At 40.1% G+C, this 25,064-nt stretch carries 29 protein-coding genes and 1 pseudogene; 11 read left to right on the forward strand and 19 right to left on the reverse strand.

What is annotated here, in order from left to right:
* Positions 1 to 30: 30 nt before the first annotated feature.
* Positions 31 to 591 carry an NADPH-dependent FMN reductase gene (locus tag MHB45_RS19250; protein ID WP_048681503.1) on the reverse strand — a complete coding sequence of 187 codons (561 nt, stop codon included), beginning with the start codon at positions 589 to 591 and terminating at the stop codon, positions 31 to 33.
* A gap of 224 nt (positions 592 to 815) precedes the next feature.
* Between MHB45_RS19250 and MHB45_RS19255 the strand changes: the two are divergent.
* A pseudogene (locus MHB45_RS19255) lies at positions 816 to 1,906 on the forward strand (low temperature requirement protein A).
* A 132-nt stretch (positions 1,907 to 2,038) separates the two neighbouring features.
* Positions 2,039 to 2,467, forward strand: a complete 429-nt coding sequence (locus MHB45_RS19260) for a MarR family winged helix-turn-helix transcriptional regulator (protein WP_048681510.1) — start codon at positions 2,039 to 2,041, stop codon at positions 2,465 to 2,467.
* Positions 2,468 to 2,514: 47 nt separating this feature from the next.
* On the opposite strand, the gene MHB45_RS19265 is transcribed toward MHB45_RS19260, so the two are convergent.
* Positions 2,515 to 2,796, reverse strand: coding sequence for a hypothetical protein (locus MHB45_RS19265; RefSeq protein WP_048681514.1), 282 nt, complete (start codon positions 2,794 to 2,796; stop codon positions 2,515 to 2,517).
* Between the two features lie 178 nt (positions 2,797 to 2,974).
* Between MHB45_RS19265 and MHB45_RS19270 the strand changes: the two genes are divergently transcribed.
* On the forward strand, positions 2,975 to 3,307 hold the full coding sequence (locus MHB45_RS19270; RefSeq protein ID WP_048681517.1) for a hypothetical protein: 333 nt from the start codon (positions 2,975 to 2,977) through the stop codon (positions 3,305 to 3,307).
* Positions 3,294 to 3,944: an O-methyltransferase gene (locus MHB45_RS19275; RefSeq protein WP_048681520.1), complete on the forward strand. Its 651-nt coding sequence runs from the start codon at positions 3,294 to 3,296 to the stop codon at positions 3,942 to 3,944. The genes MHB45_RS19270 and MHB45_RS19275 overlap by 14 nt, the downstream gene beginning before the upstream one ends.
* Positions 3,945 to 4,228: 284 nt before the next feature.
* On the opposite strand, the gene MHB45_RS19280 is transcribed toward MHB45_RS19275, so the two are convergent.
* From MHB45_RS19280 to MHB45_RS19315, 8 genes are all read right to left on the reverse strand, one after another.
* Complete coding sequence (locus MHB45_RS19280; protein ID WP_340908038.1) at positions 4,229 to 4,495, reverse strand: hypothetical protein; 267 nt, start codon at positions 4,493 to 4,495, stop codon at positions 4,229 to 4,231.
* A gap of 85 nt (positions 4,496 to 4,580) precedes the next feature.
* Positions 4,581 to 4,721, reverse strand: coding sequence for a hypothetical protein (locus tag MHB45_RS19285; RefSeq protein ID WP_340908039.1), 141 nt, complete (start codon positions 4,719 to 4,721; stop codon positions 4,581 to 4,583).
* 350 nt (positions 4,722 to 5,071) lie between these two features.
* Positions 5,072 to 5,233, reverse strand: coding sequence for a hypothetical protein (locus tag MHB45_RS19290; RefSeq protein WP_161802081.1), 162 nt, complete (start codon positions 5,231 to 5,233; stop codon positions 5,072 to 5,074).
* A gap of 235 nt (positions 5,234 to 5,468) precedes the next feature.
* Positions 5,469 to 5,624 (reverse strand): DUF1540 domain-containing protein, encoded by a 156-nt coding sequence (locus MHB45_RS19295; protein WP_065421101.1) that lies wholly within the window; start codon positions 5,622 to 5,624, stop codon positions 5,469 to 5,471.
* Positions 5,625 to 5,768: 144 nt separating this feature from the next.
* Positions 5,769 to 7,562 carry a carbon starvation protein CstA gene (gene cstA, locus MHB45_RS19300; protein WP_323066667.1) on the reverse strand — a complete coding sequence of 598 codons (1,794 nt, stop codon included), beginning with the start codon at positions 7,560 to 7,562 and terminating at the stop codon, positions 5,769 to 5,771.
* A 141-nt stretch (positions 7,563 to 7,703) separates the two neighbouring features.
* Entirely contained in the window at positions 7,704 to 8,450 is a 747-nt protein-coding gene (locus MHB45_RS19305) for a LytR/AlgR family response regulator transcription factor (protein WP_072273539.1), read from the reverse strand.
* Entirely contained in the window at positions 8,447 to 10,204 is a 1,758-nt protein-coding gene (locus MHB45_RS19310) for a sensor histidine kinase (RefSeq protein WP_340908161.1), read from the reverse strand. The genes MHB45_RS19305 and MHB45_RS19310 overlap by 4 nt, the downstream gene beginning before the upstream one ends.
* A gap of 245 nt (positions 10,205 to 10,449) precedes the next feature.
* On the reverse strand, positions 10,450 to 11,565 hold the full coding sequence (locus MHB45_RS19315) for a GerAB/ArcD/ProY family transporter (RefSeq protein WP_318285139.1): 1,116 nt from the start codon (positions 11,563 to 11,565) through the stop codon (positions 10,450 to 10,452).
* 672 nt (positions 11,566 to 12,237) lie between these two features.
* Here MHB45_RS19315 and MHB45_RS19320 point away from each other — a divergent pair.
* Complete coding sequence (locus MHB45_RS19320) at positions 12,238 to 12,927, forward strand: response regulator transcription factor (protein ID WP_048679253.1); 690 nt, start codon at positions 12,238 to 12,240, stop codon at positions 12,925 to 12,927.
* 383 nt (positions 12,928 to 13,310) lie between these two features.
* Here the strand turns inward: MHB45_RS19320 and MHB45_RS19325 are convergent, their stop codons facing one another.
* On the reverse strand, positions 13,311 to 14,174 hold the full coding sequence (locus tag MHB45_RS19325) for a manganese catalase family protein (protein ID WP_048683485.1): 864 nt from the start codon (positions 14,172 to 14,174) through the stop codon (positions 13,311 to 13,313).
* Between the two features lie 192 nt (positions 14,175 to 14,366).
* Here MHB45_RS19325 and MHB45_RS19330 point away from each other — a divergent pair, with 192 nt between their 5' ends.
* From MHB45_RS19330 to MHB45_RS19340, 3 genes are all read left to right on the forward strand, one after another.
* Positions 14,367 to 14,642 (forward strand): YqhV family protein, encoded by a 276-nt coding sequence (locus tag MHB45_RS19330; protein ID WP_048683488.1) that lies wholly within the window; start codon positions 14,367 to 14,369, stop codon positions 14,640 to 14,642.
* Positions 14,643 to 14,946: 304 nt separating this feature from the next.
* Positions 14,947 to 15,267, forward strand: coding sequence for a YbjQ family protein (locus MHB45_RS19335; RefSeq protein WP_034304199.1), 321 nt, complete (start codon positions 14,947 to 14,949; stop codon positions 15,265 to 15,267).
* Positions 15,267 to 15,494, forward strand: a complete 228-nt coding sequence (locus MHB45_RS19340) for a hypothetical protein (protein WP_048683493.1) — start codon at positions 15,267 to 15,269, stop codon at positions 15,492 to 15,494. Before MHB45_RS19335 ends, MHB45_RS19340 begins: the two co-directional genes overlap by 1 nt.
* A gap of 65 nt (positions 15,495 to 15,559) precedes the next feature.
* Here the strand turns inward: MHB45_RS19340 and MHB45_RS19345 are convergent, their stop codons facing one another.
* The 4 genes from MHB45_RS19345 to MHB45_RS19360 form a co-directional block, all read right to left on the reverse strand.
* Positions 15,560 to 16,021, reverse strand: coding sequence for a carboxymuconolactone decarboxylase family protein (locus tag MHB45_RS19345; protein ID WP_202186625.1), 462 nt, complete (start codon positions 16,019 to 16,021; stop codon positions 15,560 to 15,562).
* A gap of 85 nt (positions 16,022 to 16,106) precedes the next feature.
* Positions 16,107 to 16,976, reverse strand: coding sequence for an RNA polymerase sigma-70 factor (locus MHB45_RS19350; RefSeq protein WP_340908040.1), 870 nt, complete (start codon positions 16,974 to 16,976; stop codon positions 16,107 to 16,109).
* Between the two features lie 240 nt (positions 16,977 to 17,216).
* Positions 17,217 to 17,921, reverse strand: a complete 705-nt coding sequence (locus MHB45_RS19355) for a hypothetical protein (protein ID WP_072273542.1) — start codon at positions 17,919 to 17,921, stop codon at positions 17,217 to 17,219.
* Positions 17,922 to 18,239: 318 nt separating this feature from the next.
* Positions 18,240 to 18,416, reverse strand: coding sequence for a hypothetical protein (locus MHB45_RS19360; RefSeq protein ID WP_164468801.1), 177 nt, complete (start codon positions 18,414 to 18,416; stop codon positions 18,240 to 18,242).
* A gap of 434 nt (positions 18,417 to 18,850) precedes the next feature.
* Here MHB45_RS19360 and MHB45_RS19365 point away from each other — a divergent pair, with 434 nt between their 5' ends.
* Positions 18,851 to 20,209, forward strand: coding sequence for an IS1182 family transposase (locus tag MHB45_RS19365; RefSeq protein WP_072272405.1), 1,359 nt, complete (start codon positions 18,851 to 18,853; stop codon positions 20,207 to 20,209).
* A gap of 329 nt (positions 20,210 to 20,538) precedes the next feature.
* On the opposite strand, the gene MHB45_RS19370 is transcribed toward MHB45_RS19365, so the two are convergent.
* Positions 20,539 to 21,435 carry a LysR family transcriptional regulator gene (locus MHB45_RS19370; protein WP_048678278.1) on the reverse strand — a complete coding sequence of 299 codons (897 nt, stop codon included), beginning with the start codon at positions 21,433 to 21,435 and terminating at the stop codon, positions 20,539 to 20,541.
* 136 nt (positions 21,436 to 21,571) lie between these two features.
* Between MHB45_RS19370 and MHB45_RS19375 the strand changes: the two genes are divergently transcribed.
* A complete protein-coding gene (locus MHB45_RS19375) occupies positions 21,572 to 22,555 on the forward strand; it encodes a DMT family transporter (RefSeq protein ID WP_048678277.1) in 984 nt (327 codons plus the stop codon).
* 10 nt (positions 22,556 to 22,565) lie between these two features.
* Positions 22,566 to 22,709, forward strand: coding sequence for a YrzO family protein (locus MHB45_RS19380; protein ID WP_264639427.1), 144 nt, complete (start codon positions 22,566 to 22,568; stop codon positions 22,707 to 22,709).
* A gap of 209 nt (positions 22,710 to 22,918) precedes the next feature.
* On the opposite strand, the gene MHB45_RS19385 is transcribed toward MHB45_RS19380, so the two are convergent.
* From MHB45_RS19385 to MHB45_RS19395, 3 genes are all read right to left on the reverse strand, one after another.
* Positions 22,919 to 23,545, reverse strand: coding sequence for a class I SAM-dependent methyltransferase (locus MHB45_RS19385; protein WP_340908041.1), 627 nt, complete (start codon positions 23,543 to 23,545; stop codon positions 22,919 to 22,921).
* A 45-nt stretch (positions 23,546 to 23,590) separates the two neighbouring features.
* A complete protein-coding gene (locus tag MHB45_RS19390; protein WP_340908042.1) occupies positions 23,591 to 24,496 on the reverse strand; it encodes an NAD(P)/FAD-dependent oxidoreductase in 906 nt (301 codons plus the stop codon).
* Between the two features lie 66 nt (positions 24,497 to 24,562).
* Entirely contained in the window at positions 24,563 to 24,976 is a 414-nt protein-coding gene (locus MHB45_RS19395) for an RrF2 family transcriptional regulator (RefSeq protein ID WP_048687492.1), read from the reverse strand.
* Between the last annotated feature and the right edge of the window lie 88 nt (positions 24,977 to 25,064).

Raw genomic sequence — 25,064 nt, forward strand, 5'->3', positions numbered from 1 at the left:
ATATATATACTAAGAATCATTGATTATTGATTAATCTATAGCTGGAGTGTAATCGATCCAATGAATGAATTGTTGTAAATAACGTTCAAGATAACGTTTTGTTTGATCGTCGGTAAGCACTTTCCGATCAGAATCAATCTTTTTATGTACTTGCGAAATCAGCATTTTTTGAAATGGAAGGACATGTACTTGCATGGCTTCCAGTACTTGCCTGATTTGCATTTGAGCAAATGCAGTACCCATTCCACCTGGAGTAGCTCCAATCAGGCCAACTGGTTTTTGGGTAAGAACGGCGGACTCCCGAGGTCTTGATGCCCAGTCCAATGCATTTTTTAATACGCCTGGCATTCCAGAATTGTACTCTGGACTTACGATAATGATACCGTCGACGTCCTGGATGGCGGATTTAAATGATGCCACTGTTTCTGGAACCCCACTTATTTCTAGGTCTTCGTTAAACAACGGAAGATCATTAATTTCGATCCAGCGAAATTGATACGAATCAACCATATCCGTCAATGATTGAGCGATGATTCGATTATAAGAATTTTCCCGTAAACTGCCGCAAATAAGGCCGATGGTTCTGGTCATGTACTTCCCTCCCTGTTTTGAAATCATATCCTATAGTACCATAATATACCAAATGTAAAAAGTGACGTTATTCCTAATTACACGCTTGTATGTACTAAATTTGGCTTAACTTAATATTGGGTTAAAAGAACTTCATATCTTACCCCAAAGTTATATTGGCCCCTTCCATTTTCTGAATATTTCCAACATACTATAACCTATAAGGCGTTGGGAGGAGTACAGAAATGGATGAAAAGAAAGTTACATGGTTAGAGCTCTTTTATGATTTGTTATTTGTGGCGGCCGTTGCAGGCGCAACTCATGTTTTACTGCATGTTGAAGATGGATATATCCATCCAGAGTATTTATTAAAGTTCGTGCTGATTTTTATCCCTATCTGGTGGGCTTGGGTAGGGCAAACCATATTTATTAACCGGTTTGGGAAGGATGTATTTCATCAACGGCTATTTTTGATATTGCAAATGTTTTTTGTCCTGATCATGACCTCAAGCTTATCTGCTGATTTTGATCCTTATTACCTTTCTTTTTTAATTGGTTATATTGGTTTAAGAGCCGTTACTGCTATCCAATATCTCGTTGTACAGCGGATAGAAGAGGGATTTCGAAAAAAGGCAGCACTCTTTTTGGGAAGGTATTTTTGGATTGGAATCGCCATTTCATTATTCTCCGTCCTTTTTGATTCTTGGCTTCGGTATGCTGTGTTGTATTTGGGCATCCTGGTCGATATCATTGTCCCGATCCTTGGAAGAAAGTGCTTAGAAAAGGTTCCTACAAATACGGCCCACCTGTTGGAGCGCTTTGGCCTATTTACCATCATTCTCTTTGGGGAAGCTCTTGTCAGCACGCTTGCGGTCATTCAACCTAAACAAGGAAATTGGGATTCGATAGCCTTTTCCATCATTTCATTTGCCCTTATAATAGCCATGTGGTGGCAATATTTCGATAATATGGACAAGAAAGTCGACAAGTCTGTACAATCTTCCGGCCAAATCATCATTTACGGTCATCTGTTTATTTTAATGTCTATAAGCATGATTGCAGCAGCCATCAGGTTATTGTTTTTACATGAGGTCCATTATTCATTTATCCTCTATTTTGTTTTTGGTTCCGTATTGCTCTATTTCATGTCAGCCACGTTTGTTTTCCACCAATATAGACATAAGCACCAGCGGTTGCAAATATATCATTTAGGGTTATTTTTAGGGATTTTAGCCGTCTTTTTTATTTTAATTTGTTTGTCGGGGTACCGAATATTGTGATAATAGCCGAATTAACTCTGTTCTTTATCATCTATGCTAAATTAACGACTACATAATAAAGGAATCAAAGAACCAGTATCATACGATCATACTGGTTTCTTTATATGGAAGTTGGAATTTTTTGCATTTGACACACAATTGGTTTATTCATAAACTGATTGGAACAAAGAAAGTATGAGGTGACATTCATGCATCCCTCCACATCTAATAATGAGGAAAGACTAGGTTTAATGTTATGGTTCCGGATCACACGGATATATAACCAGAGTATCCGGGAATCCAATCAACATTTAAAGAAATGGAATCTATCGGCAGCCCAATTCGATATCTTGGTTCAAGTGGGTTCCCATGAACGATTGTCTCAGCAAGAACTGGCAAACAAGCTTTTTGTGACGAAAGGCAATATCACTCAACTATTAAGGAAAATGGAAGATTTGGGATTGATTAAACGGGAGCAGGAATGGAAGACAAAATACTTGTCATTGACTGAGCAAGGTAAAGAGTTCTTTCATGAAGTCGTTCCAAAACAAGAGCATTTTCAGGCGTCACAGTTTGCCAACTTGAATGAGACGGAAAAACAGCAGCTTTTGGATTTACTAAGTAAAGTTCAAAAATAAGAAAAACAGATCACCCGTTTGAAAGGTGATCTGTTTTTTTATTTTTGTTACTTCGGTTTTTTCATGAACAATGAAAGCACCACATTCACGATGGCGAAAATCAAACTAATTTTAAATACAAGTGATGAACCAGAGGCAGCAGCTGCCGGTAAATCATTTGCCACATCATTCAAGTAGCCATTTTGCTTCGCAGAGAATAGAGACACCATGACCGTTATCCCAATTGCCCCTGATACTTGTTGAGATGTTTGCGTAATCGCAATGCCATCCGGATAGAATTGTTTTGGCAATGCATTCAATGTATTCGTTTGTACGGAAGCAAGTACCATGCCAATCTTTGAATGTAAGTACTTTTTTACCCCTCAAAATAACGAATTCACAATTTAGACAAACTTTTAATTTAATTTTTCTATTTGATTGCCATTTGACATTTTGTATACATACGTATACATTTAACATAAGAGAGAAAAATGTATACGTATGTATACACAGAAAGAGGTTGTTTACATGAGAAATGAAAAATCCAAAAAAGATGGACATCACAGAGGAAAAGACCATGCTGCACACCATCGTGGCCCAAAAACGTTTCGCCGCGGAAGAGCCATCGCTTTTTTAGACATGATGAACCTTAAACGTTCAACCATTAAGGAACAGTTAGATCAACCAGAATTTCAATCCATTCAGCAAATCTTAGTCGGTGAATTAAAAGCGATTGATATGTTAATCAACGAATTCATTCAATTATTTGAAATACAAGAAAATGAAGAAGCAGCCGAAAAGGGCAATGAAGAAAAGGAAACTTCCAATGAGAAAGGAATGGAAATGAATGAAACAAATTAACAGTTATATCGATTCATTATTTTATACTAAAGATGATCTTTTGGAAGAAGTCATTGCGTCCATACTAGAAAACGGAATGCCGTCCATTTCGGTATCTCCCTCATCTGGCAAACTTCTTACCATGCTTATATCCATTTCAGGAGCTAAAAATGTGTTGGAAATAGGCGCTCTTGGAGGCTATAGCGGGATTTGCCTTGCCAGAGGATTCGGCAGCGAAGGTAAATTAACCTCCCTTGAATTAAAGGAGGAATACGCAAAATTGGCTTATCGCAATCTAACCAAAGCTGGCTTTGGCGATCAAGTATCCTATATGACCGGAGAAGCCCTGCAAAGCCTTGAAAAACTCGCTCGTGATAACAAGAAATTTGATTTCTTCTTTATAGATGCTGATAAGGACAATTATGAAAATTACCTGCAATATTGCATTAAACTGGCAGAGCCGGGTGCTTTAATCGTCATGGATAACGTACTTGCAAGGGGCAGTGTCGCTGATCCGGATGCTGAACCTAAACGTCACACTGCCTTTATGAAGTCATTCAATGAAACGGTGGCCAAACATCCTCAACTGGAATCCATGCTAATCCCAATCGGTGATGGACTGACCCTTTCAAAAGTAATCGATCAAACTCACGAGTAAATAATGCGAATTCACGAGTAAACCGCCCAAACTCACGAGTAAATTGCTCAAATTCACGAGTAAATGGCCTAAATTCACGAGTAAACTGCTGAAATACACGAGAAATGTGCGAATTCACGGGGACATCGCACAAAATTCTCGATTTTATCGATCAAACTTGAGTTTATATCGCTCAAACAGGAGTTTAACGCTCAACCTCTCGAGTAATGTGCGAATTCACGGGGTTATCGCACGAATTCTCGTGGATATCGATCAAACTTAGTTTATATCGCTCAAACAGGAGTTTAACGCACAATCTCTCGAGTAATGTGCGAATTCACGAGTAAACTGCTGAAATACACGAGTAAACTGCCCAAACTCACGAGTAAACCGCCCAAACTCACGAGTAAACCGCCCAAACTCACGAGTAAACGGCCTAAACTCACGAGTAAACTGCCCAAACTCACGAGTAAACTGCCCAAACTCACGAGTAAACCGCCCAAACTCACGAGTAAACGGCCTAAATACACGAGTAAACCGCCCAAACTCACGAGTAAACTGCTCAAATTCACGAGTAAACTGCGAATTCACGGGGACATCGCACAAAATTCTCGATTTTATCGATCAAACTTGAGTTTATATCGCTCAAACAGGAGTTTAACGCACAATCTCTCGAGTAATGTGCGAATTCACGAGTAAACGGCCTAAACTCACGAGTAAACTGCCCAAACTCACGAGTAAACCGCCCAAACTCACGAGTAAACTGCGCAAACTCACGAGTAAACGGCCTAAACTCACGAGTAAACTGCGAATTCACGGGGATATCGCACGAAGTCTCGGGGATATCGCACAAAATTCTCGATTTTATCGATCAAACTTGAGTTTATATCGCTCAAACAGGAGTTTAACGGTCAACCTCTCGAGTAATGTGCGAATTCACGGGGTTATCGCACGAATTCACGTGGATATCGATCAAATTTTTGATTTTATCGATCAAACTTGAGTTTATATCGCTCAAACAGGAGTTTAACGCTCAACCTCTCGAGTAATGTGCGAATTCACGGGGTTATCGCACGAATTCTCGTGGATATCGATCAAATTTTTGATTTTATCGACCAAACTTGAGTTTATATCGCTCAAACAGGAGTTTAACGCACAATCTCTCGAGTAATGTGCGAATTCACGAGTAAACGGCCTAAACTCACGAGTAAACTGCCCAAACTCACGAGTAAACCGCCCAAACTCACGAATAAACTGCCCAAACTCACGAGTAAACCGCCCAAACTCACGAGTAAACGGCCTAAACTCACGAGTAAACTGCGAATTCACGGGGATATCGCACGAAGTCTCGGGGATATCGCACAAAATTCTCGATTTTATCGATCAAACTTTCGATTATATCCATCAAAATCACGATATTGTCACCCAAATATCCTTTTCATGAAGAAAATTAAAATGAATTTCTATATTCTTGAATGAAAATGATTTTTATTATCAATAATAAAATGAAAGAAGGGTAACCAGTTGATGGTTACCCCCGATGTTTTAAATTTCTGGATCAAATGTTTTGCAATCCGTTTCTTTGCTATTTGATGCTTGCTTCCCTTTATGGCTGACAACATAAATAGCATCTGCACTGCATTTGTTTCCAGAATCCCAATATTTACAATTATTCACTTCACATAGTACATCTTTTGCCATCTTATCACACCTCCTCATTTGCTATCATTAACAAAGTTGGGGTTATTGATACTTTCCTTTTTCAGGTTTTGGTGTCTTAATTTTAATTGCGGGCGTCATAACTTACAAAAATCCGGGCAGTTTCCGCCCGGATTTTTTATATGCTTATGCGGATCTTTTCAATAGTTCTGCTTGAGGGATTTTCCAAAGCTCCCGCCATTTTTTCAAGGCGGCAACCAGGATGATCAAGCCTAGGATTAACATGGTGATCGATAGTATTCCGTTCAATATGCTGAATCCTACAGAGTCCGGGTTCAGGTATACGTTTTTCACCATCCAGTACCCTGCTACATTGACTGTTACATATAAGTAGGCAAGGGGTACGAGGCATGTCCAGATATACCAGCGTTTGTCTGCGATTTTCAATACGACGGTCGCACCGATGATGAGTCCAATCGAAGCCATGAGCTGGTTGGATACGCCAAAGAGTGCCCAGATCGAACCGATGTCCCCAGAGTAAAGCAGGTATCCCCAGATAAAGCAGGCTAATGCGCTGGCGAATATGTTCCCCGGCAGCCAGTCGACTCGTTTTAATGGTTTATAGAACTCCCCGAAGAAGTCCTGGATTAAGTAACGGGCAACACGTGTCCCAGAATCGATGGCAGTCAATATGAACACCGCCTCGAACATGATGACGAATTGGAAGAAAAACGATGCCAGTTTGTCAAAGAAGGGTATTTCGGTGAAAATATAGGTCATGCCGACAGCAAGTGTAACTGCCCCGCCTGTCCGTCCCTCCAGATTAATGCCGATTTCTTCACTGAGTTCGTCAAGATGTACGGTTTCCATCCCTAATGTTTGAAATACTTCAGGTGTGGAGTTAATCGCAAAATAATCTCCTGGCTGCAGTGAAACCGCAGCAATCAATGCCATGATGGCAACGACACATTCCACTAGCATGGCTCCGAAACCAACGGATTTGATATCACTCCAACGGTTTAACATTTTTGGAGTTGTGCCGGATCCGACAAATGCATGGAATCCTGAAATCGCGCCACAGGCGATGGTGATTGAAATGAATGGCCAAACCGGACCGGCTACAATCGGGCCCCCGCCATTAATGAATTCGGTAAACGCAGGAAACTGGATTTCTGGATTCACTACGAAAACGCCGATGATCAATGCGGCAAATACACCGATTTTCATAAATGTACTAAGGTAATCACGAGGTGCCAGCAGCAGCCAAACAGGCAAGGCGGCAGCGAAGAAAGCATAGATCGGCAAAATGATGGCAAGTGTGCTCGCCTCAAGTGTCAATAAGTCGCCAAATGCCGTTCCTTGAATGTTCGGCCCAAGTAAAATTGCGGCCATGATGAGCCCGAACCCGACGATGGTCGCCCCTTTCAGGTTCCCGGTTTTTTTATGGTAAAGCCCTACACCCATGGCGATCGGAATGGTGATCCCGACAGCGAACGTCCCCCATGGATTGTTTTCCAGAGCATGCAGAACGACCATTGAAAGTCCTGCCATCGTGATCGTGATGATAAAAAGCATCGCGAGTCCTGTACAGAAGCCTGCTACAGGTCCAAGTTCTTCTTTCGCAACTTCCGAAAGGGATTTGCCGTCTTTACGCATCGACGCGAAAAGCACGACGGCATCATGGACGGCTCCCCCGATTACAGCCCCGATCAGTAGCCATAATAAACTTGGCAAATACCCGAATTGTGCAGCAAGGATGGGTCCCACCAAAGGACCAGCCGCTGCAATGGCTGCAAAATGGTGGCCGAATGCCACCCATTTATTTGTTGGAACATAATCTTTTCCATCTTCTAATTTATGGGCCGGAGTCGGCTTGGAATCATCAAGTTTTAATACTTTAAGTGCTATGAATGTCCCGTATAAACGGTAGGCAATCATTAATATACAAATGGAGCCTATGACAATTGTAACCGCATTCATATTTGAACCCCCTCTATTACTTACATCGTAAAAAAATGATATCACAATGAAAGCGAATTCAATGGGTTTTCAAGTTATAATGCAGATATCGAGGGATGGACTGCATTATGATAAAGCTAAAATGCAGAATTATGAAAATTTTTAAAAACCGATCAGCTGCTTTAGCTCCTTCACATACGTCCGGCTTACCGGGATGTTTGACCCGTCACTCATAATGAGATTATAAGTCGAGTTGAACCAAGGCTGTATTTCGGATATATGGATGACATTCACGATAAAACTGCGATGCACCCGTAAAAATGAGCGCTTATCGAGCTTCTTTTCAAGCACGATGAGAGGGTCGCCGATTTTATATTCATTTTCCCCGGTTTTAATGACCGTCTTCCCTTCAACGAGTCCTATGAACAAAATATGATCCCGGTCGATCAAAACGATCCGATCATCTATCACCACAGCCAACTTACCTGTCTGTTCCACCGACATTCGGCTGGCGGGAGCTGCTGTTCCGGATTCGTCTTTCCCGATTTGACGCTGCTTCATGAGCTTATCCAAAGTTCGACGTATCCTTTTTTCATTAAAGGGCTTTAATAAATAATCAAATGCATATAACTCGAAGGCTTGGAGGGCAAACTCATCATAAGCGGTCGCAAAAATGAGCGAAGGTGCGGGGTCAAGTTCCGCCAATTGCTTAGCCAACTGCAAACCATTGCCATCTGCAAGCTCAATGTCCAAAAAGACAAGCTCAGGTTTAAGGCGGGAGATATCCCTCATGGCATCTTCTATCCCCTCGGCCTCACCCACGACTTCAACTTGCCTGCTTCTCTTCAATAGATATTTCAATTCATCCCTAGCCAGTGGTTCATCCTCTACGATAAATGCTTTCATCATCGTTGCCATACTCCTTTCTCGTTGAGTGGTATTGATATGTTCACTTTGGTTCCGTGTCCCGCTTCACTTTCAATCGAGAGGCTGGCCTGACCTTTATAGATCCCTTCCAGCCGTTCACTGATATTATGAAGCGCCGTTCCTGTTCCCTTAGCCGATTCTACAGCCTGCTTGCCCAATTCATCTATTCTCCCGCCCGGAATCCCTTTTCCGTCATCCTCCACAACAATGTGCATCGCATCGTCTTTAAAGTATGCGCGGATGATGATTTGACCTTTGTTTTTCACATGTGGAAATGCATGGTGTATCGCATTCTCAACAAGTGGCTGCAATGTGAATGGAGGGATGAGAACTTCCTTAAGCCTTGGCTCAATGCGATAATCGATATGATATTTATCTGGAAAACGCGCCTGCTCCAGTGATAAATATGCGTTAACATGCTCTAATTCCTTTTCTAGCGGCACCAGTATTTGTCGGGCCCCTTGTAAATTAGAGCGAAAGAAGGCACTGAGCTCCTGCAATAAACTTCTTGCCTTCTCTACATCCGTCCGGCATAGAACGGATATCGTATTGATTGCATTGAATAAAAAATGAGGATGGACCTGTGCCTGCAATGCTTTAATTTCAGCATCTTTCAATAATTTCGTTTGCATTTCCGCTTTTGCCAGTTCCAGTTGAGTGGAAAATAGCTTGGCCAATCCTTCAGCTAACTCTTGTTCCACTTGGCTTAATTTATCCGGATGCTTGAAATACATCTTCAAAGTCCCGACCGTTTTCTGTTGGACCTGCAACGGCAGGACTACGGCCGCTTGCAATGGACATTGATCATGAAAGCAATAAATGTCCTTTTTTGTTTTGGCCACGATGATTTTCCCTTGTTCAAGGGCTTGTTTCGTTAAGCCTGTCGCTATCCCCACCTTAGGGACATGGTGATCTGACGCAGCACCAACATGGGCAAGCACGCTATGTTCATTGGTAATGGCCACGGCATCGGCTTCAGTCAGCCCCAAGATGATTTGGGCTATTCTCTTGCATGAAGTTTGATTCAAACCTTGCCGGAAAAAGGGCAAAGTCTGATCCGCAATCAGGAACGCAAGATTGGTTTGTACGGCCCGTGTCCGTGCTTCGTCCCTTGTGATCGACTGAATGATGAGCATGAAAAGTAAAGTCCCGAATCCATTGATGATGATCATGGGAATCCCGATTACTTGTACGAGCTCCCATGCCCTTTCAAAGGGGTTGGCCGTCACCAGGATGATGCCCATTTGGATTGCTTCCAATGCCATGCATATGGGAAGGGCAAACCAAGGGGTGATCGTCCCATGCTTTCGCCGCCTTTTCCCCAAAAGACCCGATAAGACCCCAGCCAAAATTGCAGCGATCGCACAAGCCCCCGCCGTAAAGCCCCCGAGAAAATAACGGTGAAGCCCCGCAATCAAACCTACTCCCAACCCAACAAAGGGTCCTCCCAGCAGACCGCCGATAGCCACGCCCATAATTCTTGTGTTGGCAATCGCGTTATCGGGAGCAATCTCAGCATGCCAATCACCCTCCGGCATGGCATGAGTTCCGATTTCGATTCCTGTATAGTTACTTATGATGCCGAATGTTCCAAAAAGTGCGATAAACATGATTTTCTTCGACATTTCATGTTCATGGCCTATCATTTGCCGAAAGTGTTTCATATAAGAAAGCAGGAAGGCAGCAATCACGATGATCCCCACTTTTTCAAACAGCGACGGTAATAAATCAACCAAAGCATTCACCCCATTTCTGGCTTTTTCATTCATCTTACACCAGCCATGAAATCCTTGTCGAATTTTGTTTTTACGATTCCAAAAACATGGAAAAAATGAGGGACCATATCGGAGAAAAAGCTAGATTCAATCTAAAAAAAAGCCTATAAATACCAAGGTTTTTTCAATAGAAAGAAATCATCTTTTCAGAGTCGTTTATCGCGGAATCGGACATCAGGGACCAGAGGCAGTAATTGAATTATTTATTAACATCCTTTGGCCACCTTTGAATCAGAACGCTTTTTTTTCAATATTCCGATCACCAACAATAACACCGGGAGAAGAAAACAAATGGTTAAGGAAAAGGGCGTCCATGCTTTTACAGTAAAGTTTTGACTATGTACTGTATTTGGATGTGTAATGATGGAGAAGGCAAAAATTAAAAATGCTAATGGGAAATGAAGAAGTTTGTGATTTTTCAATCCCAAAACTTGAGCTAACCCGAGAGACAGTCCATAATAACAGATCGTTAGCTTGAAATACACGGATAGAATCCAAATGAAGGCTACAGTGACTTCAATACGCTCCAAAAAATCACCAACACTCATCCTCTTTCCCAATCTATAGGAAGGATGGTTTTGCAGTGCGGTTATATCAATACCCAATACGAGGATAGAGAAAATGATCACTAAGAATAGAACGAAGCCTCCCAATAATGTTCCTCGATAAAAGTTCTTTTTCATTTCAGCCTTTTCATTTACATAGGGCATGATCATTAAAAAGAAAACGAGCTGTACATACGGGAGCGCTAAAGTGTGATAGGAGCCCTTAATAATTGGTTTCATGCCTTCTTCAAAAATAGGTTGAATATGTTCTACTTTGATTTCAGGGATAAGAAGTAAAAATAACATGAAAAGCATAAAGACAATCCAAGGAAAAAAGATCAATGCAGTTCGACTGATGACTTCCAATCCTAATCGTACACCGATTATGCATGTCAATAAAAATAGAATCATAATCATTTCAATAGGTGTTCCAACCAAAATTTGTGTTGTTGAAAAACTTCCAATTTCATACAATAAAGCGGACAAAAGGTACAAAATATAAAAAAGAAAGAGCAGTGCCGTAACTTTCCCAACCCATTTTCCCAATATTTTTTCATTAACTTCGACATAAGTCTTAGAAGGATAAATCGAGGCTAATTTATTATATAAGAAAACAAAACACAAACTGACGAGAGTAGTTATTATATAGGAAATCCAGGCATCCTGCTTGGCTAAATGGACAAGCAGCGCAGGTACATTGAGTATCGAACCTCCTATCGTAAATATGATGACCAATATAAGAAATTCTCCTGAGCTAATTTTACCTTTCTCGAGCATAATCAATAAATCCCCCCTAAGACAGAATCCGTTCCATGAAAGATGTGAAGGGATTATAAATGTTTGTTATCCAGTCTAAGGGATTAGGAATGGTAACATCTTTAATTAATAAAATGCTCAACGTCATACCAACTAAAAGCAATAGAATAAAGACGGAGATTTCCCTCCAGCATTTATTTTTAAAAAGTTGAGGTATTTCAAAATATGAAATAATTGCTCCAGTAAACACGGTTCCTATGATTGCCCACATAGATCTTTACTCCTCGACTTCTTTTTGAAAGGATTCTGTTATGGTGCCTAAATGGCGAATCCTTTAACGGTTACATTCACTTCCGAATGCATATCCACCTTCTGTTTCATTCCCAAGGCAGTAACGATGGCAAGTTCATTCAACTCATTGCCGCTCCAACAGCCGGGCAGACATATGAACGTTACGGTTATGTTTTCACCTTGGATGTAAATATATCCATTTAAATGAAATAATTTGTCATGAATTCCTTAAAGCTTCTGTCCCGCTCTCTTCTGCTCTACCTGATTGGAAGGTTTATGATGGTATCATTTCTGAAATAGCAGTTGTCATTTTTGGAACCCTTCACACCCAAAAATAGTTTATTGTTAAACGAGGAAAGTAAACAGGTTATTTCATTTTAGGAACGAGTATGAGGTATGAATATGGAATTGAGAAATCAAATCATTTATATCAGTAAAAAAGTATTGAATAGTATTAAGAATTTCGAATTTAATTTTGAAACTACTATATGTATCTTTGATAAAGAGCTAAATGTTTTATACGCCAAAAGTAATGATGAAAATCAAGATTTATGTAAACTGGTTATAGAAGAATCTGTTGAAAATAATGCATTTATTTTAAGTTCATTGCAAAATACTACTGTAAAAACTAAAAATAAACTTTCCGGAAAGGATTTTAGTGTCATATCTTCCCCGTTCCATGAAAATAAAAATAAGGAATTGCAAGGCTATGTAGGTATATTCACAACGGATGATAGTGAAAATTTCAAAATGATTTCTGAAATGCTCGCTAATCAAATCTCCTACGAATTACATGTGTACCGTGAGAAATTATCAATTGAAGAAATAATAAAAACAGATAGATCATCTTTATTCACCAGGGAATCGCAACATAAAGTTGATTTGCGGATCATCCAGAATATAACGCAAGGTCTCAAAGATAAAGAAATAGCTGATAATCTTCATATTAGTGTTTCTACAGTTCGTAACCATATAAATAAATTGTTTGAAGAATTAGGCGTATCCTCCAGATCACAATTAATCAGCTTGCATTATGAAAATAAATTGCATGAAATTCTTCATGAAGTGAAGATGGAAAACCGCATCTTATAGTACTTTTAGAAATAAAAAGCGAAATTCATTTTGAAGGTATACAATGAGCATCATAAATCTACACCCATATAACAAACAAATTTAATCCCATTTCTTTTCTGCAAAAAGGGATTTTTTATGCTTACCCGAAATATGTACACTTCCTTGAACTTCGTAGAAACTGTTATTGGAATGAAAGCGCATAGGGAAACCAAAAACCTTATGCTTGAGCCTATAAAAAGCCCCTACTCAAAGTGAGAAACAGCTCGAGGTCCTAACCAAAAAAATACCCCATCAAATTTTCAGGCTTGATGGGGGGGCATTTGCAATCCGTTTGATTATTTTGCCTCGAAAAGGTACTTACTTTCATTCACCCTTAATAAGTAATTATATTATGTCTTTCATTAACACATACTTGGAGGGATATTCCCAGGATTAGCTTTCAATGCATTAGGGGGAGTATCATAAATATATGGTGGTGCTGGATTTAATTTTGGTTTATTTGCAAATGGGATTGGATGTTCTACATAGTTAAAGGTGCCTTCGCAATCCATACTTGTACCATGAGCCCATCGACCCTCTGCACTTTGATTTCCCTGAGAGAAATTGAATAGTGTATAGGCTACTTCTCTTTTCTCAAGATCTTTAGGAAACGTAGTTGGTACAACTATGCCACATTCTGCAGCCTCTAGTTCTTTGATAGCTGCGATCCATTGATTTTGATGCATAGTATCACGGGCAATCAGCCAAGATAACATGTCTTTCACGCCCCGGTCGTTAGTGGCCTCGTATAGTCTAACAACTTGGAGGCGGCCTTGAGACTCAGCATTAAGGTTGGCTCTAAAATCTGCCAACAAATTACCGCTTGCGATTATATAGTCAGCTGTCCACCTATTTCCAACGCTGTCTGCAGGCATTGCTCCTAGACCTGAAACAATTGCATGTTGAGGGTTCATTCCCCCAAGGATCGCCCCAATAATAGGATCTTTTGCTGCCGTTTCCAAGTCCCCTACAGGAGCACCATCCAATAACCTGGCAATCATCGTAGCCAACATTTCTATATGCGCCAATTCTTCTGTACCGGTATCCATTAATAAATCCTTATATTTTCCGTTCCCTCTTACACTCCACCCTTGGAATAAATATTGTAAGGCAACTGAAATTTCACCGAATTGACCACCTAAAACCTCTTGTAATTGTTTAGCGAATAACGGATCAGGTCTATCAGGTTTAGCATGGTATTGCAATTCTTTAACATGATAAAACATGTAATCACCCCAAGTTTTTATATAAAGCTCAATACTCAGTATTTTATACAATTGTGATAAATAGGTGTATGTCCATGTAGTGGTCAATCTTCATTTCAGATAATGATAATAAAAAAATAAAATGGCTAGTCCTAACCTCAAATTTAAAACATAAATATTCATATACTGTGTATTTTCACTGAGGAGGGTACTATGTTTTTAGCTATTGAAAAAGCCGTTCTTATTATGGTTTTACTTCGCCTATTTTCCGGCAGTGTTGAAATCTTGGCAGCTGCGCTGATGTTTAAGCTAAACAACATAGAAAAAGCATTATTAGTTAATAGCTCATTGGCCTTAATCGGACCTATTATTCTTATTATTACAACCACAGTTGGGTTAATCGGGGTCTCTGAAAAACTATCCTTATTTAAAATAACATGTGTTTTTTCAGGAGTTGCACTAATTTTAATTGGTGTCAAAAGTAGTTAATACTCTCAGTCTGTAGAATCAAACTTAAAAAAAGCCCCTCTAGTTTTAGCAATATCTGATTCCGTCACCCTTAGCACCCCTCATTTGAGGTGTGTACATAGGAAAGTAAACGTCCCCTGTTCCTGACCTATTATATAAGGGGGATAAAGCTTATATTATGGTAAAATTTAAAGGTATGATCATTGCGCTTGATAAAAAAGGAACTAAAGGGAATGTTTAAACTTCATGCGAACTTGGATCATTCGTTCATGCTTTCAGTTCAGGAAAATTTCATAATAAAGTAAATAAGTCGGAGGCGATTAATGTGTTGGTTGTTACCACAGAAAAGATTGAAGGGTACAAAATTGTAGAGGTAAAAGGGCCTGCCTTCGGTCTAATTGTTAGAAGCAGAGGGATTGGCGGCGATATCATGGCAGGGTTAAAGTCCCTGGTAGGCGGAGAAATCAAGCAATATACAGCGATGCTTGAAGATTCAAGAAAAGAAGCTATGGACCGTATGATAAAAAATGCCAATGAAATGGGTGCAAACGCAATTATTATGATGAGATATGATTCTGGGGAAATCGGTACGAATATGAGCGAAATTGTTGCATATGGAACTGCCGTCATTGTGGAGAAAATATAATGAAATTCATCATAGGGTACTATATATTACAAATTATTATAGTTATCTTATGCATTTTACTTGGATACTTTATCTATGATAAACGGTTTAAACGCAATCACGGTGTAAAAATTCCTGATGGATTTCAATCGACAGATGAAATAAATATAGACCCCGTGACAGGAGAAAAAACAAGGGTGTATTATAATCCTGATACGGGTGAACGCTTTTATAAAAAAGAAAAATAATTAAAAAGCCACGATTTTTACAATTAAAACCCCTTGTAACCATACAAGGGGTTTTAATAACGACATTATTTTTCCATTACAGGCTTATAGTGCCCTGGTATGTTTTGGGCTGAAATGGCCAATCGGTTCCAGCCGTTGATGGTGATGATTATGGTAACGAGATCGATATATTGTTTTTCATCAAAATGAAGGCGGACCCTCTCATACAGTTCATCAGGTACACCGTTGGCAGAAATGGCCGTGACCGCTTCCGTCAATTCCAGCGCTGCCCTTTCCGAATCAGAATAGAATGGTGTTTCACGCCAAGCACTCAAACAGTAAATTCTTTGTTCCGTTTCACCCATTGCCCGGGCATCCTTTGTATGCATATCCAAGCAGTACGCACAGCCATTGATTTGAGACGCGCGAATTTTAATCAATTCGATTAATGCGCTTTCGATTTCCGTTGTTTTCTTGTACTCCTCCAAACCCATCATTAATTTGACCACTTCACGATTTGTTTTCATGTAGTTAATCCGTTGTTCCATGTCAATCTCCTCCATTAAATCTTTTTAGGTTCCACTTATAAGACAAAATAGAGGTTTGATTTGTGACATCCAAAAAAAAGACCCCTCAATCTATCACAGGAATATGATTTAATTTATCGGGATTGGTGACAATGAAGATTTTGCGGATATTTTTTTGTTTTGGATCTAATTCAAAGCAGATGACTTTGATAGGCTTTCCTTCTTTCATTTGCAAAATTCCTTCCTGGCCATTGACCATCACCGGAAGAAGTTCTCCTATGAAGCCTCCTTTAGCAGAAACGCCTTTAAGAAAGGCGGATACGCGCTGTCTGGTTACAATTGGGTTTAATGCAGAAATCACTTTACCTCCGCCGTCAGTAACAAGGACAACATCTTCTGTAAGAAGATCCAAAAACTCCTCAAAGTTTCCTGTCGCAGATGCTTTTATGAATTTTTTTGCCAACAGATCGACATGTTTCGTATCCTCCGGATGGACGGGCCTATCATTCTGTAATTTCCGCTTAGCCCGGCTGTAGATCTTTCTGCAGTTCACTTCATTCTTTTCCAGCATCTCGGCGATATCTTCATAGCTGTAAGTGAATGCTTCCCTAAGCACGAAAACCGCTCTTTCAACAGGTGAAAGCTGTTCCAGCAAAACGAGGAAGGCATATGCAACCGTTTCATCCGTTACGACCTTATCTAGAGGCTGATCTGTTTCGTTTACCCGAGGTTCTGGCAGCCAAGGACCTGTGTAAACCTCTCTTCTCTTACGGGCTGATTTCAAGTAATTCAGACAGCGGTTTGTCGTCATTTTCGCAAGATATGCTTTCATGTCCTTAATTTCGTCGGTATCAAGCTTAAGCTGCAGGAATAAATCATGAACGATATCTTCTGCATCGGTAACCGATCCAAGCATCCGGTATGCGATGGAAAAAAGAAAAGGTCGATATGTCTTATATAATGAATCCAACTCCACTTGCTTCACCTATTTTCTATCAAATTCGTTTTCGAAATCCTATCACTAATTATTCTCTAACCCAATCATTTATCCTTCAGCAGTCCATCCTATAATTCAAACAACTTAAAAAGAGCAGCAAAAGAGCTGCTCTCAGACTGTAGACAAACTAGCTCCCTACCGTTCAACAGGATTCCTTACCGGACAAATATAGTACCACTCTCTGTTAAAATGGTGTACCCAATTCCGGATACTCATTTATCAAGTTGCTTCATACCATACGATATCATCAAACATTTTTACAACCCGCGGTATGAAGCCTTCTTCATAATCTTCCGGGTATTGAACGATTGCATAGTAAACACGGTCGCCATGTTGAAAAACCGACACTGTACCCAATATGGAATAATTACTGCCCTTCTGACTAATGTCAAATTCCATCTCAGACCAATCAAATCGGTTAGGCGAGTTATCAGATCGCTGTTTTATCTCAAAGCCGTTGCTTATCACAACTTCCCTCGCAAACTCCTTCTTTTCTTCTATTGTCGCATTCGTACCCTCACTTTTGGAAAATATCTGAACTTTGGCATCCTCATTTCTCTTGCCTGCAAAATTTGCAAAAACAATCATTCCATCTCCTTCACCAGAACTAGCCTCTTCAACGACCATATCATCCACGATGTAGGTTGAGAATCCCAATGCCTGACTGTGATGAAGCGTGAATTGGAATGGTTCTTCCATACCTTCTAATATGATCGTATCCGTTTTCGTATTTGGCCGATCTTTTGTCGGATTTTCAACCGATTCACCTGAAGGATCTTCATCTTGCCCGTCGGTTTGCTTAGGACTATCACTTGGCTTTTCTGAAATTGGCGGAGATTCCTCATTTCCCTCCTGGACTCCTTTACAAGCACTAACTCCTGTTACCAAAAAAACGGCTGCCAAAATCAACAATATCTTTTTCATTGGAACCCTCTTTTCTTGTGTTTTAACAAATTATTATACGGTCCCATATGGAAAAAAGTTACACTATGCTTCATTGAAATATCAGACTTTATCGACAAAAAAGGATCGATACTCCACTCGTTCCGAAAAGAAAATATGAGATTGATTCACTTTGATGCGTCCATATCTTTATTTAACTAAACTATTCGATAGATAGTTTGAATAGGAGTGCTTGAATGTATGATAATGTAAAGAATCGCACGTTCAAAAGGCCGCCAATTGGCGGCCTTCATAACTTCCCTTGCCTCATATGTACTAATTGAAAAATAAATGTTTTGGTTAAGATCCAATGCTATGTTCTACTGCAGTATCCCAATTAGGAAAATAATACAATGCATTCTTCATTAACTCCGGATCTGACTTCTTTACCTCTTTCTTTCGAGGTAGCTTTCCTTCTTTTTCTACTAAGTCAGAAATTTGATTCACGACTTCTTCAACACTCATATTTACTTCCATCTCTGTTCCCTCCTTCTTGTTCTTATTTATATTTTTTCCCAATAGATGAAAAGTAATACAATTTTTCTGTAGCTAAACTACCAGTTTAGTTTAAGAAGGTTACTTGAATGTATGATAATTGAAAGGATCCTACAGACAAAAAGCCAACGAAATCGTTGGCTTCAGACTGTAGACAAACTCGATGAAAATCGAGTTTGTCTATTTTTATGGCTTGTACAATTTGGACGTTGATTTCCACTCCAGGCACTCGCTTTCCGCGGGCGGTCGGGGAGCCTCCTCGGCTTTCGCCTGCGGGGTCTCCCCTAGACGCGCTTTTCCCGCAGGAGTCTCGAACACCCGCTCCAATCAACTTTGTCTTACCTTTTAGATAGAACACTTTTGCCTGGAGTCATGTTTGTTTTAAAATAGAAGTATTAAAACTTGAGGTGATGAGGATGCTTTCTAAACATGATTCTATTCAGCGAGATCAACTTGAAATGATTACTTTAGATCAATTGGTGCCACCGAACCATTTGGTTCGTAAAATGGAGGCTGCCATTGACTTCACTTTCATTTATGACTTGGTGAAAGATATGTATTCAGAGGTAGGACGCCCAAGTATTGATCCAGTTATTTTAGTTAAACTGACTTTCATTCAATATACCTTCGGTATTCGTTCCATGCGTAAAACGATTGAAGAAGTTGAAACCAATATGGCTTACCGTTGGTTCTTAGGCTATGGTTTCCATGATAAAGTACCTCATTTCTCTACGTTCGGGAAAAATTATGAGCGACGCTTCAAAGATACAGATCTGTTTGAACAGATTTTCTATCGCATTTTAATGACAGCTGCTAATAAAAAGTTAATAAGTGCTGAACACGTTTTCGTGGATTCCACACATGTGAAAGCCAGTGCGAATAAACGGAAATTTGAAAAGAAAATCGTTCGTAAAGAAACACGAGCGTATCAAGGACGTCTTCAAGAAGAAATCAATCAAGATCGTGAAAACCATGGAAAAAAGCCTTTTCCACCAGATAAATTTGATAAAGAAGAGACCAAAGAGATTAAAGAAAGTACAACGGATTCTGAGAGTGGCTACTATGTGAAAGATGAACGAACAAAACAGTTTGCCTATTCATTCCACGCGGCCGCAGACCGCAACGGTTTTGTATTGGGAACGATTGTAACACCTGGAAATACACATGACAGTCAGATCTTAGAGCCACTAGTTGAACAAGTGATTGAGAAAGTTGGAAAACCGGAAGCCGTTGCCGCAGATGCAGCTTATAAAACACCAGCGATTACAAGCTACCTATTTAACAAAGAAATCATACCGGCTTTACCTTATACACGTCCTCGCACCAAAGAAGGATTTTTCCGCAAACAGGACTATGTATACGATGAACATTTTGATTGTTACCTTTGCCCTTCGGGCGAAACTTTAAAGTACTCAACAACAAATAAAGAGGGCTATCGCGAGTACAAATCGCCAAAACAAATTTGTACAACATGCTCATTTTTATCTCGGTGTACAGAAAGCAAAGACTGTCAAAAAGTGGTGACACGGCATATCTGGCAAACACATGTGGAAGAAGCAGATCATCTGCGTCATCATCAAGATGTAAAACCTATATATGCAAAACGTAAAGAAACGATTGAGCGTGTATTCGCAGATGCAAAAGAAAAGCATGGTATGCGTTGGACTACTTTAAGGGGACTTAAAAAATTGTCGATGCAGGCGATGCTTACTTTCGCTGCCATTAATTTAAAGAAGATGGCCAATTGGACATGGCAAGGTCCAAAAATGGCCTAACATAGTGGGCTCGTAGAGCCCCAATCTCTAAACTTTAGGCGAAAATTCAAAGGGAATTTCAAAAGGGGTTCAGAATTTTTAAATTCCGAACCCCTTTTGTCTACAAACTGAAGCCAACGAAATCGTTGGCTTTTGTCTAAATAATTCCCAAAATACTTTCTAGTAACATGCGACAAGCATAAGGAACCGAAGCAATAATAAATGCCATACCATGCTATATCGCTGTCCCAGTTTCGCCATGTTTTTTATGTTTTACTTTTTATGAATAGTTTCGCAGCCTATTCAGCAATCCTCTATCATTCTATGCAAAGCGATTTGCTGCTTCCCCGTCATATCAGCTCAGGAGCTGTTTCTGGATTTTGCTTGAACCGGTCTTCATGATGAGCTTCAATCGTGTGCAGGAAGCTTTTCATGGAGTTTGTCATATAAGCATCTTTACGGTGAATGAAGACTGTCGAGATATTGCGGTATTCTTCCGGAATTGGATGCACGTGGACTTTTTCATTGGCTGTTAGGTGATTCACCGCCGATTGTGGTACAAGGGTAATGCCAAGGCCGAGTGTGACGCTGGTCAAGATCGTTTCCAATACATTGAACTCCATGATCCTTTTGGGCATCACTTCTTCTTCCCTCAGCCATTGTTCCAGTTTGGAGCGATAGCCACACCCCTGACTGAATACTAAAAATGGTTCCGTTATGATTTCTTCAAGGTTAAATGTTTCATTTCTTGTAACTAATACAAGCTTTTCTGTACAGACATCGTATGGCTGAATGAGCGGATGTTTGATCGGTCCTGTAACAAAAGCGCCATCCAGCCTGTGTTCAATGACATCTTTGATTAAGTCTTCCGTTAACCCCGCCTTTATGGATAAATCGACATTTGGATACTGTTTATGATAGGCGGCTAGAATCTTGGGAAGATCGCTGACCGTTTCAACTGTACCGATATTCAATATCCCTGTAGGTGTTTCACTATCCAGGAATACTTGCTTGAGTTCTTCCACATCAAGCAAAATTTTGTTTACATACTCCAGCATTTTTCTGGCCTCCGCAGTTAGTGACATGCCACGTTTATGCCTATTGAATAAAGGCGTCCGTAACTCCTGCTCTAAATGCTTAATCCTCGCCGTTACATTGGATTGGACGTAATTCAACTCAACAGCCGCCTTACTTACGCTGCCATATTTGGCGACGCACTGGAATATTTGCAAATCCCTCATTTCCATCAAAGTGCCCCCCCCTTTCTCAACTATCATTAATAATGATGATTATATTCATTTTAAGTCATTTTACATGATAATGACTTTATCATAAGGTGTGTATAGGAATTAAATCAATCATTATTTTTGAGGGGAAGCTTTTATGAAAAAAAATCAAGTTTTAATCGGTGCACTTTTATGTTTGACTGCCAGCATTTCTTGGGGAGCGATGTTTCCAGTTGCAGAAAGGGCCTTAATGTATATTGATCCTTTTTATTTCGCTTTTTTGCGATATTTAGCTGTTAGCGTCATTTTAGGGATATTGCTTTTAATGAAAGAGGGTAAGAAGTCTTTTAGCCTGGAAGGGCAAGGAAAGAAATTATTGTTTTTTGGGACGATGGCTTTCACTGTCTACAATTTTCTCATTTTCGCAGGTCAAGATTTACTGGGGCATAACGGGGTGATTGTTGCTTCCATCATGGAATCATTAATGCCCATGATTTCAATTTTAATTCTGTGGGTTTTCAAAAGTGCCAGACCCATGAAGTACACAATCGCCAGCATGTTCCTTGCCTTGATAGGGGCCATTCTTGTCATTACCAATGGCAGCTTATCATTCGTATTTTTATTGAAAGATAGTATCATCCCTATCCTTTTCATTCTTATCGGGGTTATAGGGTGGGTTATTTATACGATGGGCGGCAACCAATTTAACGGATGGTCAACACTTCGCTATTCGACTTTAACGTGCATTTTAGGAACAGCCGTATCAGCCATCATAACCTTCCTCGCAACGGCAATGGGCCTGTCCGTCCCTACGGCAGAGGTTATGCAATCCATTTATGGCGAGATGATTTTCATGATTATTTTCCCTGGTGCCATAGCCCTTTTAAGCTGGAATTTAGGCATTAAACTTTTAACGCCGATCAATGGAATCCTATTTATCAATTTAGTTCCAATCACCACGTTGGCCATCGTTTTCATCCAAGGAGGATCACTATCATCCTACGAAATACTCGGAACTTTTTTAGTGATATATGCTTTGATTCAAAACAATTACTTTCAAAGAAAGAACTTGCCTTCCCGGGTTAAGGAAATGAATCCAAGTGAAAAGAATCATTTAATTAAAGGTACACAACATCAATAGGAGGGCAACAATGGATTTATTAACGCTTATGCTAATCTTTGGATTGGCTATACTTTGGGAATTGGCAACGATTAATAAGAATGTGAAAAAGATGAATGAGCAAAATGCAGAATTGATCAATCTGTATAATGAAAGAAGGAAAAGAATTCAATAAAATAGAATTTTGGCAATACAATGTAAAAAAGCCTCTCATTTAGAGAGGCTTTTTTGCATTTTTGATGATCGTACTTTTCACCAAGCTTAATCGTCGGCCCTATATTCAAGCTCAGCCTTCACTTTGTCGGCGGACGAGAGCAAATAGAAAAGAGCATGTGTTGAAAAAATGATTGATCAAAACATGCCCTTTTTATGGATAAAGCCATTCTAGTCCTTTTGACATTTTACCATTATAAATTTAAATGGAGGTTTATTCTCCATATTCTTATGGGGCTCAACAATTTCTGAAAACTCTATCAGTCCATAATTCCCAAATTCTTGTTTAATCGAGTCGGAATCGTAAAAAAACATTTTCATCCCTTCCATTATCTCGAAATAGTCTTTACCCAGTTGTTTGCCCTTACCGAACATTGGGGCACCTTTTGAAATAGTGGTGAAAATCATATATCCATTTGGCTTTAACTGATTAAAGCAATCTTTAATAAACTTTTCTCTCTCACGATTATTCAATAAGTGAATAAGGGCATAACAAAATATACCATCATAAAGTTTGTTATCAAAAGGCATATCGGTTACTGAACCATGAAAAATATTAAGATTAAGATCATTTTGCCTTGCCAATTCAATTGCTGTTTTTGAAATTTCGATACCTGTTACATGTATTCCGTTGTCAGTAAAAACCTTTGCATTTCTGCCATATCCTATACCAGGAATCAATAGATCCTTAACTTTCTTTTCAAGAAAAAAATCCTTTGTCAAGATTGCTGAGTCTGAAGGTTCAAATCCCCACATCATTTGATTTTCTATAAAACTTGATTCCCAGATTTCCGTCATACTTCAATCTCCTTTACAAATGGTCTCTTTCTTTAAAAAAGGAATTTATGCCTCCAATAGAAATGCCGCTTCAACTAAATCCATGATGACTCCAGCCGCCGCTTTATTGCCCTTCGCCGCCGCAATCACTAGCTGAGAAGGCGTGCTGAGGGACGTATCCCCGCATGCATATACCCCTTCAACCGATGTTCGTCCAAATGAATCCACTTTAATCCCGCCGTTCGGAGTGATTTCGCAGCCGAGCTGTTCCGCAAAAGAAGCGGATTGCACCAAGTCTGTCACCACAATACCTGCCTCCCTTTTGGTTTCCTGTCCGTTTTGCAGCCGGATTGATGTCAGCTGCCCTCCGTTCGATTTAAGATCTTCAATTTTTTCTTCCACGACTGTCACTTGCTGCCTAGCCAAGATAGCCTTCTCCTCATCAAGCACCTGATAGCCATTTGTAAACACCATTACATCACCGCTCCAGTTTGACAGCAGTTTTCCCATATGAAAGGCCCGTTCATTTTCTGCAATCACCGCCAATGCTTTGCCGCGCATTTCCCAGCCGTCACAAAAAGGACAGCTGAAAACACTCGTTCCGTATACATTCTGTATGCCTGGAATCTCCGGCAAGACATCCCGAAGACCTGTTGCGAGAAGCACTTTTTTCGCCATGTAATCCGTTCCGCCTTTCGTTTGAATCCGGAACACACCACTGGCTTTTTCAATAATCTCCACCCGCTCCTCCTTAATGGAGACGGACCGATATTTCTGGACATCCGTTCTTGCCCGCTTCTTGAACTCTGACGGCTTTACGCCATCCTGTGTGATAAATCCGTGCGACTCCTGCGTCACCCGGTTACGGGGTTTATCCTCATCGAACAAAATTGTTTTCCGTCCAGCACGCCCCATGACCAATGCGGCATTCAGTCCTGCAGGTCCTCCGCCAATAATTACACAATCCAACACATGCAACACTCCTTCTTTATAAAATCCATTAGAGACCCTTGATATCCTTAATTTGTGTAAAAAAATTTATTTTTCTTTTTTTGTCTCCTTACTCTGCTCCGCAATGCTCTGAATGGTCCTTCCAGCAAGTTCTTTCTTCATGTTGCCTTCCGCCTCGATCATCACGCGCTCAATTAAACAATCGCTTTCTTCATGGTCAAACGCACAGTTGAAAAGCACCGACTGACCCTCCACCGCTTCAATAACATCCAGAAACGAAATGTCCTGCGCGCGGCGTGAAATACTGTAGCCGCCTTTTGCCCCTGGCACTGATTCAATTAATCCAGCCTTCACAAGCTTCGTCAAAATCTTCGACAAGTACGTCGGGGACAAATCCTGCATACACGCCAGCTGATCCACGCTTACCGTATGACCTTTTGGTTCCATCGTTAAATGCACCATTGTATGTAGTGCATAATTGGTTGCCTTTGAATACTTCATTGATGCACCTCATAATTAAAACTATTACAGACTTTTAATATCTGTAATTGATTGTAACTCAAGCTGCAAAAAACCGCAAACTTTTTCA

This window comes from Peribacillus sp. FSL K6-5616, assembly GCF_038008245.1.
GTDB classification, from domain to species: Bacteria; Bacillota; Bacilli; order Bacillales; family DSM-1321; genus Peribacillus; species Peribacillus frigoritolerans.